We start from the raw sequence: 15,198 nt of genomic DNA, 5'->3' as shown, positions 1-15,198 counted from the left end.
TTGCGGCCCTTCGCGGGGAAGCCCGCTCCCACAGTCGGCTGTAGGAGCGGCCTTGTGTCGCGAAAGGGCTGCAAAGCAGCCCCGGGCGTATTTAGAAGAAGCCCAGCGGATTGATGTCGTAGCTCACCAGCAGGTTCTTGGTCTGCTGATAATGATCGAGCATCATCTTGTGCGTTTCGCGGCCAACCCCGGACTTTTTGTAGCCACCAAACGCGGCGTGCGCGGGGTACAGGTGATAGCAGTTGGTCCATACCCGGCCGGCTTTGATGCCACGGCCCATGCGGTAGGCGCGGTTGATGTCGCGGGTCCAGACCCCGGCGCCGAGGCCGAACTCGGTGTCGTTGGCAATCGCCAGCGCTTCAGCTTCGTCCTTGAAGGTGGTGACACTGACCACCGGGCCGAAGATTTCTTCCTGGAACACGCGCATCTTGTTGTTGCCCTTGAGCAGGGTCGGCTGGATGTAATAGCCGGTGGCCAGGGCGCCTTCGAGTTTTTCCACCTTGCCGCCGCTGAGCAGCTCGGCGCCTTCGGCCTGGGCGATGTCCAGGTAGGAGAGAATCTTCTCGAACTGCTGCTGCGAGGCCTGAGCGCCGATCATGGTCTCGGTGTCCAGCGGGTCGCCACGCTTGATCTGCTTGACCTTGTTCAGCACCGCTTCCATGAACTGCGGATAGATCGACTCCTGGACCAGCGCCCGCGATGGGCAGGTGCACACTTCGCCCTGATTGAAGAACGCCAGCACCATGCCCTCGGCGGCCTTGTCGATAAAGCTCGGCTCGGCCTGCATGACGTCTTCGAAGTAGATGTTCGGCGACTTCCCCCCCAGTTCGACGGTGGACGGGATGATGTTCTCGGCAGCGCATTTCATGATGTGCGAACCGACTGGGGTCGAGCCGGTGAAGGCGATCTTGGCAATGCGCTTGCTGGTCGCCAGCGCTTCGCCAGCCTCACGGCCATAGCCCTGCACCACGTTGAGCACGCCAGGTGGCAGCAGGTCGCCGATCAGTTCGACCAGCACGGTGATGCCCAGCGGGGTTTGCTCGGCGGGCTTGAGCACCACGCAGTTGCCGGCAGCCAGGGCCGGGGCGAGCTTCCACGCGGCCATCAGGATCGGGAAGTTCCACGGGATGATCTGGCCGACCACGCCCAGCGGTTCGTGGATGTGATAGGCCACGGTGTTTTCATTGATTTCGGCAGCGCCGCCTTCCTGGGCACGGATGCAGCCCGCGAAGTAGCGGAAGTGGTCGACCGCCAGCGGGATGTCGGCGTTGAGGGTTTCGCGGATCGGCTTGCCGTTGTCCCAGGTTTCGGTGATGGCCAGCAGCTCGAGGTTCTGCTCGATACGGTCGGCAATCTTCAGCAGTACGTTGGAGCGATCCTGTACCGAAGTGCGGCCCCAGGCATCGGCAGCAGCGTGGGCGGCGTCCAGCGCCTTGTCGATGTCTTCGGCAGTCGAGCGCGGGAATTCAGCGATCAGCTTGCCGTTGACCGGCGAAGTGTTTTCGAAATATTGACCTTTGACCGGAGCTACGAACTCGCCACCGATGAAGTTGCCGTACTGACGCTTGAAGTTGACCTTGGCGCCGTCGGTACCGGGATGTGCGTAACGCATGGTGTCTCTCCTGGTTAGTTATGTTTGTTAGGGAGTTATCAAGCGTAGAGCAAAGGTCGGGCCAGCGCCTGCCAGGCCTTGTAGATCAAGGGCTTGGCCCAGTGCAGCGGGCGTGACGGCCAGCCGTTGTGCCAGGGCTGGAACGCGCTGGGTGACACTTTGTACCACTGGCGGTACAGCCTGTGCCGGCCACGCCAGCGCACCATTGCAAAGGCTTCTCGGGTGGAGGATGCTGGCCACAGACTGTATCTGCGGAGTCCAACAACAAATGCAGAACACCACGTTCAGCCAGCATGCCCAGCAGGTCCTGACCACCGCCCGCGGTGAAGGCAACGGCCCGGCCAGCGACCCTTCCATTGCCCGTTCGTGGCTGCGTTGCCTGGAGGACTACCACCTTGATCCTGCGCGCAGCCAGGCGCCGGTGGTGCTTGAGCACGGGCGCCTGTTGGAGACCCGCGAGCGCCTGCGCCAGGTGCTGCACATTGCCGACGGCGAGATGAACAGTCTGCACCAGCAGCTCTCTGGCGCCGGCCATGCGGTGCTGCTCACCGATGCCCACGGGGTGATCCTCAACTGCGTCACGGCGCCCACCGAGCGGCGTATCTTCGAGCGCGCCGGGCTGTGGCTGGGGGCGGACTGGAGCGAAGCCAGCGAGGGCACCAACGGCATCGGCACCTGCCTGGTCGAGCGCCAGGCGCTGACCATTCATCAGAATGAACACTTTCGTGGCCGCCACACCGGCCTGACCTGCTCGGCGAGCCCGGTATTCGACCCGCACGGCGAACTGCTGGCGGTGCTCGACGTGTCCTCGGCGCGAGCCGACGTGTCGCGTCAGAGCCAGTTCCACACCATGGCGCTGGTCAACCTGTCGGCGAAGATGATCGAGAGTTGCTACTTCCTGCGCCACTACCAGCACCAATGGCTGCTGCGTTTTCACCTGCAGGCAGAGTCGGTCGGGCTGTTCAGTGAAGGCTTGCTTGCCTTTGATGGCGATGGCCGGATCAGCGCGGCCAACCAGAGCGCGCTGAACCTGCTGGGCAGCATTCGCAGTGGCGTGCTGGGCAAACCGATCGATATGTTCTTTGCCTGCAACCTCGACGAGTTGCTCGGTCGCGCGACGCCGCAGGGCAGTACCGCCTGGCCCCTGCACACCCGCGATGGCCGTCAGGTCTATGCCAGCCTGCGCGGGCAGGCACCGGTAGCGGCCTGGGCCGTGCCCGCCGCGCAGCCCTTGCCGGTGGTGGCGCCAGCAGCGCAGATCTGCCTGCTCGACCCGGCCCTGCAAACCGACTTTGGCCGCGCCCTGCGCGTGTTCGAGCGCGATGTGCCATTGCTGCTGCGTGGTGAAACCGGCTGCGGCAAGGAGGCCTTTGCCCAGGCGGTGCACCAGGCCAGCCAGCGCCGGCACAAGCCGTTTGTGGCGATCAACTGCGCGTCGATCCCGGAGAGCCTGATCGAGAGCGAGCTGTTCGGTTATCGCGGCGGCAGCTTTACCGGCGCGCGCAAGGAAGGCATGCGCGGCAAGCTGCTCCAGGCGGATGGCGGCACCTTGCTGCTGGACGAGATCGGCGACATGCCGCTGGCCTTGCAGACGCGCCTGCTGCGCGTGCTGGAAGAACGCCAGGTAGTGCCCATCGGCGGCGAGGCGCAGGCCGTGGATGTGCGCATCATCAGCGCCACCCACCGCGATCTGCTCGAGCGGGTCGAGCAGGGCAGTTTTCGCGAAGACCTCTACTACCGCCTCAACGGCCTCGAAGTGCCCTTGCCAGCAGTCCGCGAGCGTAGCGACAAGGGCCAGTTGCTCGACTTCATCCTGGCGCAGGAGGCCGATGGCCAGCCGCTTGAGCTGGAGCCGGCGGCGCGTGAGGCGCTGCTGGCCTTCGCCTGGCCCGGTAACGTGCGCCAGCTGCGCAACGTGCTGCGTACGCTGGTGGCGCTGTGTGACGATCGGCGCATCGGTCTGGCTGACCTGCCGGCGATCATCACCCGCACCGCTCCGGCAACGGCTAATGCCAGCGTGGCCGCGCCGTTGGCCGATGCCGAGCGCGAAGCGCTGCTGGCCACCCTTGAACAACTGCGCTGGCACCTGACCCACGTCGCCAGCCACCTGGGCATCAGCCGCAACACCCTGTATCGCAAACTGCGCAGACACGGCATCACCCGAGTCAGTTGAAGCTGAATCAGCGGGTGCGAATTGGCGCGCCCTGGGCTACCCTGCCTCGACGTTTTGCGAGGTCGATCATGCACATTCATATTCTCGGTATTTGCGGTACTTTCATGGGCTCCCTGGCCGTGCTGGCGAAAGAGCTCGGCCATCGGGTCACCGGCTCCGATGCCAATGTCTATCCGCCGATGAGCACCCAGCTCGAAGCCCAGGGCATCGAGCTGATCCAGGGCTATGACCCGGCGCAGCTGGAGCCAGCCCCTGATCTGGTGGTGATCGGCAACGCCATGTCGCGTGGCAACCCGGCAGTCGAATATGTGCTGAACAAAGGCCTGCCGTATGTTTCCGGCCCGCAGTGGCTGGCCGACCATGTGCTGCAAGGCCGCTGGGTCCTGGCTGTCGCCGGCACCCATGGCAAGACCACCACCAGCAGCATGCTCGCCTGGGTGCTGGAGCATGCGGGCATGAGCCCGGGCTTCCTCATTGGTGGCGTGCCGCAGAACTTCTCGGTGTCGGCGCGTCTCGGCGATACGCCGTTCTTCGTGATCGAAGCCGACGAATACGACAGCGCCTTCTTCGACAAGCGCTCGAAGTTCGTCCATTACCACCCGCGTACCGCGATCCTCAACAACCTTGAGTTCGACCACGCCGATATCTTCCCCGACCTGGCCGCCATCGAGCGTCAGTTCCATCACCTGGTGCGGACCATCCCGAGTGAAGGGCTGGTCATTCATCCGACCACCGAGCAAGCCCTGGAGCGGGTGATCGGCATGGGCTGCTGGACGCCGGTGCAGACCACCGGTGCTGGCGGGCAGTGGCAGGCGCGCCTGCTCAGCGCCGACGGCTCGCAGTTTGAAGTGCTGTTCGAAGGCGTGGTGCAGGGCACCGTCAATTGGCCGATGACTGGCCAGCACAACGTTGCCAATGCCCTCGCGACGCTGGCTGCGGCGCGTCATGTCGGCGTCGTCCCGGCGATGGCCATCGACGGACTGAATGCCTTCAAGAGCGTCAAGCGGCGCATGGAGAAGGTTGCTGAAGTACAGGGCGTGACCATCTATGATGACTTCGCTCACCACCCGACCGCGATTGCCACCACCCTCGATGGCCTGCGCAAGCAGGTCGGTGAGGCGCCGGTGATCGCCGTGATCGAACCCCGTTCCAATTCGATGAAGCTCGGTGCGCACCGCGACGGCCTGCCCGAGAGCGTCAAGGATGCCGACCAGGTGATCTGGTATGCCCCGGCCAACCTCGGTTGGGATCTCGCCGCGACTGCTGCGCAGTGCAAAGTGCCGGCGATTGTCGCCGACAGCCTTGAGGCGATCATCGAGCGGGTCAAGGGCCAGGCGCGCCCCGGGACCCATGTGGTGATCATGAGCAACGGCGGCTTTGGCGGCCTGCACGGCAAGCTGGCCGAGGCCTTGAAGTGAACGGCCCGCAGCGCATTACCCTGGCCATGACCGGCGCCTCCGGCGCGCAATACGGCCTGCGCCTGCTCGATTGCCTGGTACGGGAAGACCGCGAGGTGCATTTTCTGATCTCGAAGGCCGCCCAGCTGGTAATGGCCACCGAGACCGATGTGCAGCTGCCGCCCAAGGCGCAGGCGATGCAGACCTTCCTCACCGAATACACCGGCGCTGCCGCCGGGCAGATTCGCGTGTACGGCAAGGAAGACTGGATGTCGCCGGTTGCGTCCGGCTCCGGCGCGCCTGCGGCCATGGTCGTGGTGCCGTGCTCGACCGGGAGCTTGTCGGCGATTGCCACAGGTGCCTGCAACAACCTGATCGAGCGTGCCGCCGACGTCACTTTGAAGGAGCGCCGCCAGCTGATTCTGGTGCCGCGTGAGGCGCCGTTCTCGACCATTCACCTGGAGAACATGCTCAAGCTGTCGCAGATGGGCGCGGTGATTCTGCCTGCAGCGCCTGGGTTCTACCATCAGCCGCAGACCATCGATGACCTGGTCGACTTTGTCGTCGCGCGGATTCTCAACCTGCTGAACATCCCTCAGGACATGCTGCCGCGCTGGGGCGAGCATCACTACGGAGTGGATGATTGAGGCGGGCTCTGCTGGCCTTGCTGGTCGCTACTTCGCTGGGCGGCTGCGCCACCGTGCGTACGCTGGATGCGAACAAGCCTGGGGCGCCGGTGGTATACGCCGGCACCCGTCTGGATTGGTATGTGATGAAGGGTGGCTGCTGCCCTGCGGATCGCTTTGGAGCGCAAGCCCCGGCTTATCCGGCGCTGGACCTGCCCGGCAGCGCACTGCTCGATACCCTGTTGCTGCCGCTGTCGTTGCTGACTGCACTTGGCGTGGGCTTCAACGCATCAGGTGGGCTGTGAGATTGCCGGGGCAGCCCCCGGCAATTGCTTAGTTTTTACCCAGTTTGCGCAGTTCGTCCGACTCGATCACTCGGATACCGTCTTCTTCTTCCAGCGCCAGGCGCCACAATGCCCGGGCCAGGGTACACGCCTCGATGCCACCGTACTTGCCAGGCAGCAGCCGGGCAATCGGCGCGGCCAGGCGCTCGGCGAGGCGCGGTTCAATCCGCTCACCGAGCAACAGCGATGGCCGCACGATGGTCAGCTGTGGCCAGTCCTGCGCTTTCAGCGCCTCTTCCATTTCGCCTTTGACCCGGTTGTAGAACACCGACGACTTGGGGTCTGCGCCAATGGCGCTGACCACCAGCAGATGGCGTGCACCCATTTCCCGCGCACGTTTGCTGAACGCCACCACCATGTCCAGATCGACAGCGCGAAACGCCGACTCCGAGCCCGCCTGCTTGATGGTAGTGCCCAGGCAGCAGAAGGCGATATCGACTCGGCCGCCCAGTTGCGGCAGAAACACCGCAGGGTCGCCGACCGGGTTTTCCAGGTGTGGATGCTCTGCCAGCGGCCGGCGCGTTGGCGCCAGCACGCGACTGATGGTGGGTTCATTGAGCAGCCGGTCAAGCAGGTGTTCACCTGTCAAGCCAGTAGCGCCGGCGATCAGGACATGCTGAGGCGTCAAGTACATGATGTCTCTCCCTTGTTACACACAGCTTAGCGCTTAGCAGGTGGTTTTGCCTGCGGCGGTACGGCTGTCTGAGCTTCATTGCGCAAGGCTTCTTCGGCCTGCTGCTGGCGCAGCCGTTGCCAGTGTGCCAGTACTGCGGGCGGCGCCCACAGCTGCGGTTCAGAGGCCTCGAAACCTTCCCTACGTTCCCGTTCGGCAACGCTGGCGCGCGCCAGTTCAAACGCCTGTTTCAAATCGTCGGTCTGGTTCAGGGCTTCAGCGAACAGGGCGTCGCCGAAATAGGTGAAGTCGGCCTCTTCCGAACAGCCAAATGACACCCGGTCCGGGCGCGCGGCGGTCATGATCAGGGTCCGCTCATCTTTCAGTGGCGGGATATAACCGCCGGAGTAGCAGGCCGAGATCACCACCACCTTGTCGCGGTCTTTGAGCGGCGCGAGGGTGCTGGCCAGCTCATCGGCGGAGAGATCGGCCAGTTGCAGGCGCGGCTGGTCGAGCACCAGCTGGTGATCGGCGCTGCCGTGGCTGGTCAGGTAGATGAAGATCAGGTCTTCCGGGCCGCTGCGCTCGGCCAGGGTTGTGGCGGCGCGGGTGAGGTTCTCGCGGGTGGCCATTGGCCGATCGGCCAGGTGATCGCGGTGGTTGACCAGGGTGATCTGGCCGCTGGCGCCAAAGCGCACCTTGAGCATGTTGCTGACATAGTCGGCTTCACGCATGAACACACTTTGCTGGCCATCGCCGGCCAGCACCAGGCTGTACAGCTGGATCGGCGCCTTGGATGGCGGCACCTGGGCCAGCGCGTCCTTGAGCAGCTTGCCCTGATTGAGCAGAGCCAGGTCGAGCGGGTCGGGCAGCAGCTTGCTCTGTTCGTCGCGCACACGCACGCCCTTGACCCAGTAGCCGCCCTCGATGCGGCCGTCGGCGTGGATCAGGCGGCCATGGCCCTGGTAGGCGTCGTCGGCAAAACCGCCGATGTACTGGCTGCCGTCCGCCAGGTGCAGGCGGCCTTCGCCCGAGAACCGCCAGTTGCGAAAGCCGCCCTTGTAGCGGCTGCCATCGCTGCCCAGCAGCTCGCCCTGGCCGTCCAGCGAGCCATCGCTGAACTCACCGATCCAGACGTCGCCGTCGGCGTTTTCGAAGCGGCCGCGGCCTTGCAGGCGGTTGTCCTTGAATTCGCCGATGTACTGCTCGCCATCGGCGCTGTCGTAAGTGCCGCTGCCTTGCAGCTGGCCATCGACGAAGTAGCCACTGAACTGATTGCCGCTGGCATCGCTGCGCACCCCGGCGCCGTTCGGCTGGCCCTTGGCGAACAGGCCCTGGTACTGGCTGCCGTCGGTCAACTTGAGCTCGCCGGCGCCATGGTACTGGTCGTCCTTGAACTGGCCACGGTAGACCTGATCGTTCTGTTTGAGGGTGCCTTCACCGTCGCGCCGGCCATGCTTGAAGGTGCCTGTGTAGTGGCTGCCGGGCGTGGTCAGCTCGCCCAGGCCCTCGAACAGGCCGCTGGCGAACTGGCCGCGGTAGACCTCGCCGTTGCTGCCATGCCATTCGCCCTGGCCATGCCACTGGCCGTTGGCGAAGGTGCCGGCGTACCAACTGCCATTGGGGTAGTCGATCCGGCCCTCGCCCTGCAGCAGGCCATTGACCACCTGGCCGCGGTAGCGGCCACCGTCAGGCAGGCGGGCGTCTGGCGGCGACAGTGGTTCGCCGTCGCCACAGGCAGCAAGCAGAACGGTGAGGGCGAGGGGCAGCAGTACACGCATGGCGGATCTCGGCAATAGATGTGCCGAGTATGCCGCACAATGCGTGGGCTGAGACAGTGCCCAGCCAGCAATCGCAGGGCCGCGTGGCAGCCCCGTCAGTGGCTCAGACGAAACACAGGGTCAACGGCTCGGCGATATAAGCCGGCTTGTCTTCGCCTTCGATTTCCAGGGTAGCGAGGATCTTCAGCAGCCACTGGCCAGGCTTTTTCTCGGTCGCTTCCTTCAGCTCGACCTTGAGACGCACATTGCTGTCGACCTTGACTGGCTGGATGAAGCGCACGCTGTCCAGGCCATAGTTGACGATCATCTTCATGCCCTCGGGCAGCACGAGGATGTCTTCCATCAGCTTGGGGATCAGCGACAGGGTCAGAAAGCCATGGGCGATGGTGCAGCCGAACGGAGTCTTGCTGGCTTGTTCCGGGTCGACGTGGATGAACTGGAAATCGCCAGTGGCTTCGGCGAACAGGTTGATGCGTTGCTGATCGATGGTCAGCCAGGCGGAACGTCCCAGTTCCTTACCAACATACTGCGAAAGCGCTGCAACAGGTACATAGGGCATCGTGACTCTCCAGGTTGTCGTGTCTGCTCAAGTGGTACGCGCGTGCAAGATCATCATGTTGGCAGCGCGCGGTCAAGCAACCATGTGCTGGCCACGCGCCCGGCCACGCGTGTTTATAATGGCCGCCATGCCCCAAGGAGAAGCTTATGCTGTTGCGTGGATTGACCTGGCTGGTGTTGTTTCAGTTGCTGGGTACGGCACTCAATCACCTGCTGGTGCCGATTCTGCCTGGGCCGATCATCGGCCTGTTGCTGCTGCTGGTATTTCTCATCGCCCGCGGCGAAGTCGGCAAACCGTTGAACGAAGCGGCCTCCAGCCTGTTGCGTTACCTGCCGTTGCTGCTGGTGCCGCCTGCCGTTGGGGTGATGGTCTATGCCAAAGACATTGCTGCTGACTTCTGGGCCATCGTCGGTGCGTTGGTGCTGTCTTGCCTGCTGACCCTGGTATTCGTCGGCGTCTTGATGCAGAAGCTGATCCAGCGCCAGAGCAAGCCGGAGGAGCACCCATGATCCTCGATTGGCAAGGCGCACTGGATGCCGTAGTGCACCATCCGCTGTTTGGCATCGGCATCACCCTGGGTGCTTACCAGTTGGTGCTGGCGGCCTTCGAGAAGACCCGTTGGATCTTTTTGCAGCCGGTGCTGGTCTCGATGGTGGTGGTGATTACTATCCTGCTGCTGTGCGGCATCGATTACAGCGAGTACCGCAAGAGCACCGAGATCATGAATATCCTGCTTGGCCCGGCCACGGTCGCGCTGGCGGTGCCGCTGTATCTGAACCTGCGGCGGATTCGCCAGTTGTTCTGGCCCACCTTTACTACGCTGGTAATCGGAGGGGTGTTCGCCACTGGTGCCTGTGTGCTGCTGGGTTGGTGGTTCGGTGCCGAGCACATGATCCTGATGACCATGGCGCCCAAGTCGGTGACCTCGCCGATTGCCATGCTGGTGGCCGAGCAGATCGGCGGCGTGGCCGCGCTGGCGGCGGTGTTCGTGTTGATCACCGGGGTGATCGGGGCGATTTTCGGCCCGGCGCTGCTCAGCCGTTGTGGTGTGCACAGCGCCGAGGCGCGGGGAATGTCGCTGGGGATTACCGCACATGCGGTAGGCACCTCGGTGGCCCTGCAGGAAAGTGACGAATGCGGCGCCTTTGCGGCGCTGGCGATGAGTTTGATGGGGGTGGCCACGGCGGTATTCCTGCCGTTGGCGGTTAGCCTGGTGGCTTGAGGATTGAACATGACGCTACCGCTGTTTCCGCTCAACACCGTGCTGTTTCCCGGGTGCATGCTCGATCTGCAGATCTTCGAGGCGCGTTACCTGGACATGATCGGCCGCTGCATGAAGCAGGGCGCTGGCTTTGGCGTGGTGTGCATCCTCGAGGGCGAGCAGGTCGGCAAGGCGCCAATGGGCGTTGCGCCGATTGGCTGCGAAGCGCTGATCCGCGACTTCGAACAGCAGGACAACGGCCTGCTGGGCATTCGCGTCGAGGGCGTGCGCCGCTTCGAGGTCGGCCAGACCAACGTGCAGAAAGACCAACTGCTGCTGGCCGAGGTGAACTGGCTGGCCGACAGCGCCGACAGCGCCTTGAGCGAGGAAGATGATGACCTGGTGGCGCTGCTGCTGGCCCTGGGTGAGCATCCAATGGTCGCGGCGCTGGATATGCCGCGCGCCGAGGGGCGCCAGGCGTTGGCCAACCAGTTGGCCTACCTGCTGCCGTTTATCGAAGAAGACAAGCTCGAGCTGCTGGCGATGGACTCGCCGCAGCAGCGCCTGGCCGCGATTCAATCGCTGCTCGAGCGCATGCAAGGCGAGCTGTTTGCCTGATCAGGAGCGCCTGGCCAGGCGCTCCTTCACACTCAGTACTGATAGCGCAGTAGTGCGTGGGGCAGGGCGTACAGGGCAAAAAACGCCAGCAATGCCACGCACGCCGGGAGGATCAGCCACCACACCCGCAGCGGTAGCGCCGTCAAAGGCTGGCGCCACTGCACCAGGGTCAGGCTGAGGGCGCAGATACAGCAGGCCAGCAGGGCCCCGGCAAGGATATCGGTCGGCCAGTGCGCGCCCAGGTAGACCCGCGACAGGGCGATGGACAGCGCCGGGATGCAGCCGAGCATGATCCAGGTCAGGCGCATCCGCGGCGGTTGCCCGCGGCCGGCCAGTACCGCCATCACCAGGAAGAACGCAAACGAGGCCGAACTGTGCCCGCTGGGCATGCTGTAAGTGGTCAGCGGGTCGCTGAGCACTTCTGGTCGGGCTCGGGCAAACAGCCATTTCAGCGTGCCATTGGCAATCGCGGTGCCCATCAGGGCGCTGCCGGCGAAGACCGCATGGCGCCATTGCCGGGCCAGCAACAGCAGGCCGGTCAGCAAGCCGCCGAGGAACAGTTGAGTGCGGAAGTCGCCCAGGCGGGTGACGATCACCACGATGCCGTCGAACGCCTGGCTGCGGTGCTCCTGCACCAGAGTCATCACGCCCTGATCGAACTCATGCAGGAACGGCCAGCCGAGAAACACCCCGGCCAACGCCAGAAAACTCATTCCGGCGATCAGCCGGGTCCCGTGGCGCTGGTCGCGAATGCTGCTGCTCAGGCTCAGGCCGATCAACACGGCCAAGGTGCCGGCGATGATCCCTGCATCCAGCCAGAAACCTTCCGGCAGCGGCAGGCGCATCGCCGCGCCGGTCGCCCAGCCAGGCAGCAGATAAGCCACCGACCAGCCGGCGCCGGCCACCAGGCTCACCGCAATGAAGCGCGGCAACGGCATGTCGAACATGCCGGCGACCATCGGCAGCATCGGCCGCAACGGCCCGATAAAGCGCCCCACCAGCAGGCTGGCGATGCCATAGCGCTGGAAGTAGGTCTCGGCGCGGCCGATCCACTCCGGGTGATGGCGGATCAGCGGCAAGCGCCGGATGTTCTGGTGGAAATACTTGCCGATGGCATAGGACATCGCATCCCCGAGCAAGCCGCCGGCAAAGCCCAGCAGCAGTGTTTCGCCCAGGGTGAATGCGCCACTGCCGGCCAGCACCGCAACGGCAAACAGCAATACCGTGCCCGGCACGATGATCCCGGCAATCGCCAGGCATTCGACACAGGCCACCACGAAGATTGCCACGCCAAGCCATTGTGGATTGGCGCTGAGCCAGCCGGTCAGGCTGTCGAGCCATTGGCCCATGGTCAGCTTCCTTGTACGAGAGTTGAGTAGTCCCGGCCTTCGACTTGGCCCCGACGCAGCGGGTTCCGTGTGCAGAAACGGGCGAATTGAGCATCGACGAAGCGGTACGGCAGGTGCTCGTCGCGGCCATGGGGAATGCCCAGGCGAGCGCACTGGATGATCTGCGGCACTGCCAGCGCACAATCCTCGACATACAGCGCCTGCGGATCGAAGCGTTGGCCGTCCCAGTGCGGCACCTTCAGGCCCAGCGCGCGGCAGAGCAGGGTCTGCCCGGCGCAAAGGCGCTCGGGTGGGCGCAACTGGCCGCTGGCATCGGGGTTGTTCAGTTGCATCCGGGCCAGGCTGTTGGCGTCCGAGAGCGCGTCGGTGAACGGGTAGGCTGACTTGATCAGCACCGCATTGCCCGGGCCGTGGGCACTGAAGTTCAGCGAATCGCCGCCGCGGGCGTAGTACATATAGATGTGCCCGCCGTCGAGAAACAGCGCCTTGCGCTTTTCGGTATAGCCCAGCGAGGCGTGGCTGCCCTTGTCGGTCAGGTAATAGGCTTCGGTTTCGATGATCCGCGCAGCCAGCCACAGGTCGCCCTGACGGTGGCGAATGACTTTGCCCAGCAGCGCCTTGGCCAGGGTCTGGGCATCACGGTCGAAAAAGCTGTCTGGCAGGGCGCGGGCCGGGCAGGGGGCTGGGTCTGGCATGCTGGCTGTTCGTGATTGAATGGCGCGATCATAGCAATTAATCGCTTAATCGAGGCTGAACGCTGCTGCAGATGGCTGCCTGCCGGTGCAAACCGCTGGCGCCCAGTACTCACGGGGCTTTCAGACCTCGCCCGGAGCATTTTAGTCAAGCCAGGTTACATCTTTCCTGTCTATTAACCGCGTCATCTTCTACCATCCGCCACCCGCCGCTGGGCGTACTGGTGCCCGCCAGTTATAATCAGCCGATTTCCCCTTTCGCCAAGACACCGAGCCCATGACTGAGTCCGTTCTTGACTACATGACCCGCCTGGGTCGCGCTGCCCGCCAGGCCTCGCGCGTGATCGCCCGCGCCAGCACCGCACAGAAGAACCGTGCCTTGCAGGCTGCTGCCGATGCGCTGGACGCCGCCCGCGCCGAGCTCACTGCCGCCAATGAGCAGGACCTCGCCAATGGCCGCAGCAATGGTCTGGAAGCGGCGCTGCTCGATCGTTTGGCGCTGACTCCTGCGCGTATCGACGGCATGATCACCGGCCTGCGCCAGGTGGCCAGCCTGCCCGACCCAGTCGGCGCCGTGCGTGACATGAGCTACCGCCCGTCGGGCATTCAGGTCGGCAAGATGCGCGTGCCGCTGGGCGTGATCGGGATCATCTACGAGTCGCGGCCGAACGTGACCATCGATGCTGCCAGCCTGTGCCTGAAGTCGGGTAACGCGACCATTCTGCGTGGCGGCTCCGAGGCGATTCATTCCAATCGCGCGATTGCCACCTGCATCCAGCGCGGCCTGGCTGCCGCAGGTTTGCCAGCGGCAGTGGTGCAGGTTGTGGAAACTACCGACCGTGAAGCGGTCGGTGCACTGATCAGCATGCCCGAGTTCGTCGACGTGATCGTCCCGCGTGGCGGCCGTGGCCTGATCGAGCGGATCAGCCGCGATGCCCGCGTACCGGTGATCAAGCACCTCGATGGCATCTGCCATGTGTACATCGACGCGCACGCCGACCTCGACAAGGGCTGGCGCGTTGCTTTCAACGCCAAGACTTACCGCTACGGTATCTGCGGCGCCATGGAGACCTTGCTGGTCGACCAGGCCATTGCTGCAGACTTCCTGCCGGAAATGGCCCGGCGCTTCCAGGAACACGGCGTCGAGCTGCGCGGCTGCGAGCGCGCCCGGGCGATCATCCAGGCAGCACCTGCCAGCGAAGACGACTGGCACACCGAATACCTCGACGCGATCCTGTCGATTCGCGTGGTCGACGGCCTCGAGCAGGCCATCGAGCACATCAATCACTACGGCTCGCACCACACCGACTCGATCATTACCGAACACCAGGGTCAGGCCCGGCGCTTCATCGCCGAGGTCGACTCGGCGTCGGTCATGCTCAACACCCCGACCTGCTTTGCCGACGGCTTCGAGTATGGCCTGGGTGCCGAGATCGGTATTTCCACCGACAAGCTGCATGCGCGCGGTCCGGTCGGCCTCGAAGGCCTGACCTGCGAAAAATACGTAGTGATTGGCGATGGCCAGCTGCGCGGCCAGGAGCCGAGCTGAGTTGAATCAGGCCCCTGCAGTGCGGCGCGTCGGCATTTTCGGCGGTACCTTCGACCCGGTTCATATCGGCCACCTGCGCAGTGCGCTGGAAGTGACCGAGCTGATGGGCCTGGACGAGCTGCGCCTGCTGCCCAACGCCCGCCCGCCGCACCGCGACACGCCACAGGTAGACGCTCAGGCGCGCCTGGCGATGGTGCAGAGCGCGGTCAGCGGGGTCGACTGCCTGAGCGTCGATGCGCGCGAGCTGGGCCGTGACAAACCGTCGTATACCATCGACAGCCTGGAATCGATCCGGGCCGAGCTGGGCGGCGATGACCAGTTGTTTCTGGTCCTGGGCTGGGACGCGTTCTGCGGACTGCCGGGCTGGCACCGCTGGGAAGAATTGCTCCAACATTGCCACATCCTGGTGCTGCAACGCCCGGATGCGGATGTCGAACCACCAGACGAGCTGCGCAACCTGCTGGCTGCGCGCTCGCAAAGCGATCCCACTGCCATGTCCGGCCCGGCGGGTCACATTTCGTTCGTCTGGCAGACCCCGCTTGCGGTGTCGGCCACGCAAATCCGACAGCTGCTGGCCAGCGGCAAGTCGGTACGGTTTCTGGTGCCGGATGCAGTACTGGCCTACATAGAGGCGCACGATCTATATCGTGGGTCCAACTGAGGGCGCCGTTGGGGCGCCTCATT

Annotated in this window: 16 protein-coding genes; 9 read left to right on the top strand and 7 right to left on the bottom strand. The window is 64.3% G+C overall.

Annotation, left to right across the window (positions count from 1 at the left end):
* Positions 1 to 91: 91 nt before the first annotated feature.
* Together IDM28_RS19865 and IDM28_RS19860 are read right to left on the bottom strand one after the other, a co-directional pair.
* Positions 92 to 1,612, bottom strand: coding sequence for an aldehyde dehydrogenase family protein (locus tag IDM28_RS19865; protein ID WP_101322283.1), 1,521 nt, complete (start codon positions 1,610 to 1,612; stop codon positions 92 to 94).
* A 38-nt stretch (positions 1,613 to 1,650) separates the two neighbouring features.
* Positions 1,651 to 1,818, bottom strand: a complete 168-nt coding sequence (locus IDM28_RS19860; protein ID WP_188036731.1) for a hypothetical protein — start codon at positions 1,816 to 1,818, stop codon at positions 1,651 to 1,653.
* Between the two features lie 62 nt (positions 1,819 to 1,880).
* Here IDM28_RS19860 and IDM28_RS19855 point away from each other — a divergent pair, with 62 nt between their 5' ends.
* From IDM28_RS19855 to IDM28_RS19840, 4 genes are all read left to right on the top strand, one after another.
* A complete protein-coding gene (locus IDM28_RS19855; RefSeq protein WP_188036730.1) occupies positions 1,881 to 3,785 on the top strand; it encodes a sigma-54-dependent Fis family transcriptional regulator in 1,905 nt (634 codons plus the stop codon).
* 68 nt (positions 3,786 to 3,853) lie between these two features.
* Positions 3,854 to 5,203, top strand: coding sequence for a UDP-N-acetylmuramate:L-alanyl-gamma-D-glutamyl-meso-diaminopimelate ligase (mpl, locus tag IDM28_RS19850; RefSeq protein ID WP_150570980.1), 1,350 nt, complete (start codon positions 3,854 to 3,856; stop codon positions 5,201 to 5,203).
* Complete coding sequence (gene ubiX, locus IDM28_RS19845; RefSeq protein WP_101322280.1) at positions 5,200 to 5,829, top strand: flavin prenyltransferase UbiX; 630 nt, start codon at positions 5,200 to 5,202, stop codon at positions 5,827 to 5,829. Before mpl ends, ubiX begins: the two co-directional genes overlap by 4 nt.
* Entirely contained in the window at positions 5,826 to 6,113 is a 288-nt protein-coding gene (locus IDM28_RS19840) for a YceK/YidQ family lipoprotein (protein WP_101322279.1), read from the top strand. Before ubiX ends, IDM28_RS19840 begins: the two co-directional genes overlap by 4 nt.
* A gap of 28 nt (positions 6,114 to 6,141) precedes the next feature.
* On the opposite strand, the gene IDM28_RS19835 is transcribed toward IDM28_RS19840, so the two are convergent.
* From IDM28_RS19835 to IDM28_RS19825, 3 genes are all read right to left on the bottom strand, one after another.
* Complete coding sequence (locus IDM28_RS19835) at positions 6,142 to 6,786, bottom strand: oxidoreductase (protein ID WP_101322278.1); 645 nt, start codon at positions 6,784 to 6,786, stop codon at positions 6,142 to 6,144.
* 26 nt (positions 6,787 to 6,812) lie between these two features.
* Complete coding sequence (locus tag IDM28_RS19830; RefSeq protein ID WP_188036729.1) at positions 6,813 to 8,546, bottom strand: C13 family peptidase; 1,734 nt, start codon at positions 8,544 to 8,546, stop codon at positions 6,813 to 6,815.
* Positions 8,547 to 8,649: 103 nt separating this feature from the next.
* The gene (locus IDM28_RS19825; protein WP_150570978.1) at positions 8,650 to 9,105 is read right to left on the bottom strand and encodes a MaoC family dehydratase; all 456 of its coding nucleotides are present in this window, start codon (positions 9,103 to 9,105) and stop codon (positions 8,650 to 8,652) included.
* 146 nt (positions 9,106 to 9,251) lie between these two features.
* On the opposite strand from IDM28_RS19825, the gene IDM28_RS19820 reads away from it, so the two are divergent.
* Genes IDM28_RS19820 through IDM28_RS19810 form a run of 3 tightly spaced genes read left to right on the top strand, consistent with a single transcriptional unit; the run spans position 9,252 to position 10,924 of the window.
* Entirely contained in the window at positions 9,252 to 9,614 is a 363-nt protein-coding gene (locus IDM28_RS19820) for a CidA/LrgA family protein (protein ID WP_101322275.1), read from the top strand.
* Positions 9,611 to 10,327, top strand: a complete 717-nt coding sequence (locus IDM28_RS19815; RefSeq protein WP_101322274.1) for an LrgB family protein — start codon at positions 9,611 to 9,613, stop codon at positions 10,325 to 10,327. Before IDM28_RS19820 ends, IDM28_RS19815 begins: the two co-directional genes overlap by 4 nt.
* A 9-nt stretch (positions 10,328 to 10,336) precedes the next feature.
* Entirely contained in the window at positions 10,337 to 10,924 is a 588-nt protein-coding gene (locus tag IDM28_RS19810) for an LON peptidase substrate-binding domain-containing protein (RefSeq protein WP_101322273.1), read from the top strand.
* 32 nt (positions 10,925 to 10,956) lie between these two features.
* On the opposite strand, the gene IDM28_RS19805 is transcribed toward IDM28_RS19810, so the two are convergent.
* The gene (locus IDM28_RS19805) at positions 10,957 to 12,273 is read right to left on the bottom strand and encodes a bifunctional DedA family/phosphatase PAP2 family protein (RefSeq protein WP_150570977.1); all 1,317 of its coding nucleotides are present in this window, start codon (positions 12,271 to 12,273) and stop codon (positions 10,957 to 10,959) included.
* 2 nt (positions 12,274 to 12,275) lie between these two features.
* Positions 12,276 to 12,968 carry a DNA-3-methyladenine glycosylase gene (locus IDM28_RS19800; protein ID WP_101322271.1) on the bottom strand — a complete coding sequence of 231 codons (693 nt, stop codon included), beginning with the start codon at positions 12,966 to 12,968 and terminating at the stop codon, positions 12,276 to 12,278.
* Between the two features lie 274 nt (positions 12,969 to 13,242).
* On the opposite strand from IDM28_RS19800, the gene IDM28_RS19795 reads away from it, so the two are divergent.
* Together IDM28_RS19795 and nadD are read left to right on the top strand one after the other, a co-directional pair.
* Complete coding sequence (locus tag IDM28_RS19795) at positions 13,243 to 14,514, top strand: glutamate-5-semialdehyde dehydrogenase (RefSeq protein ID WP_101322270.1); 1,272 nt, start codon at positions 13,243 to 13,245, stop codon at positions 14,512 to 14,514.
* Positions 14,483 to 15,175 (top strand): nicotinate-nucleotide adenylyltransferase, encoded by a 693-nt coding sequence (nadD, locus tag IDM28_RS19790; RefSeq protein WP_101322269.1) that lies wholly within the window; start codon positions 14,483 to 14,485, stop codon positions 15,173 to 15,175. Before IDM28_RS19795 ends, nadD begins: the two co-directional genes overlap by 32 nt.
* The last annotated feature ends 23 nt before the right edge of the window (positions 15,176 to 15,198 follow it).

Origin of the sequence: Pseudomonas sp. EZ-C24, from assembly GCF_014525325.1 — a bacterium.
Taxonomy (GTDB): Bacteria; Pseudomonadota; Gammaproteobacteria; order Pseudomonadales; family Pseudomonadaceae; genus Aquipseudomonas; species Aquipseudomonas shirazensis.
This window is presented reverse-complemented; position numbering and strand designations above follow the sequence as displayed.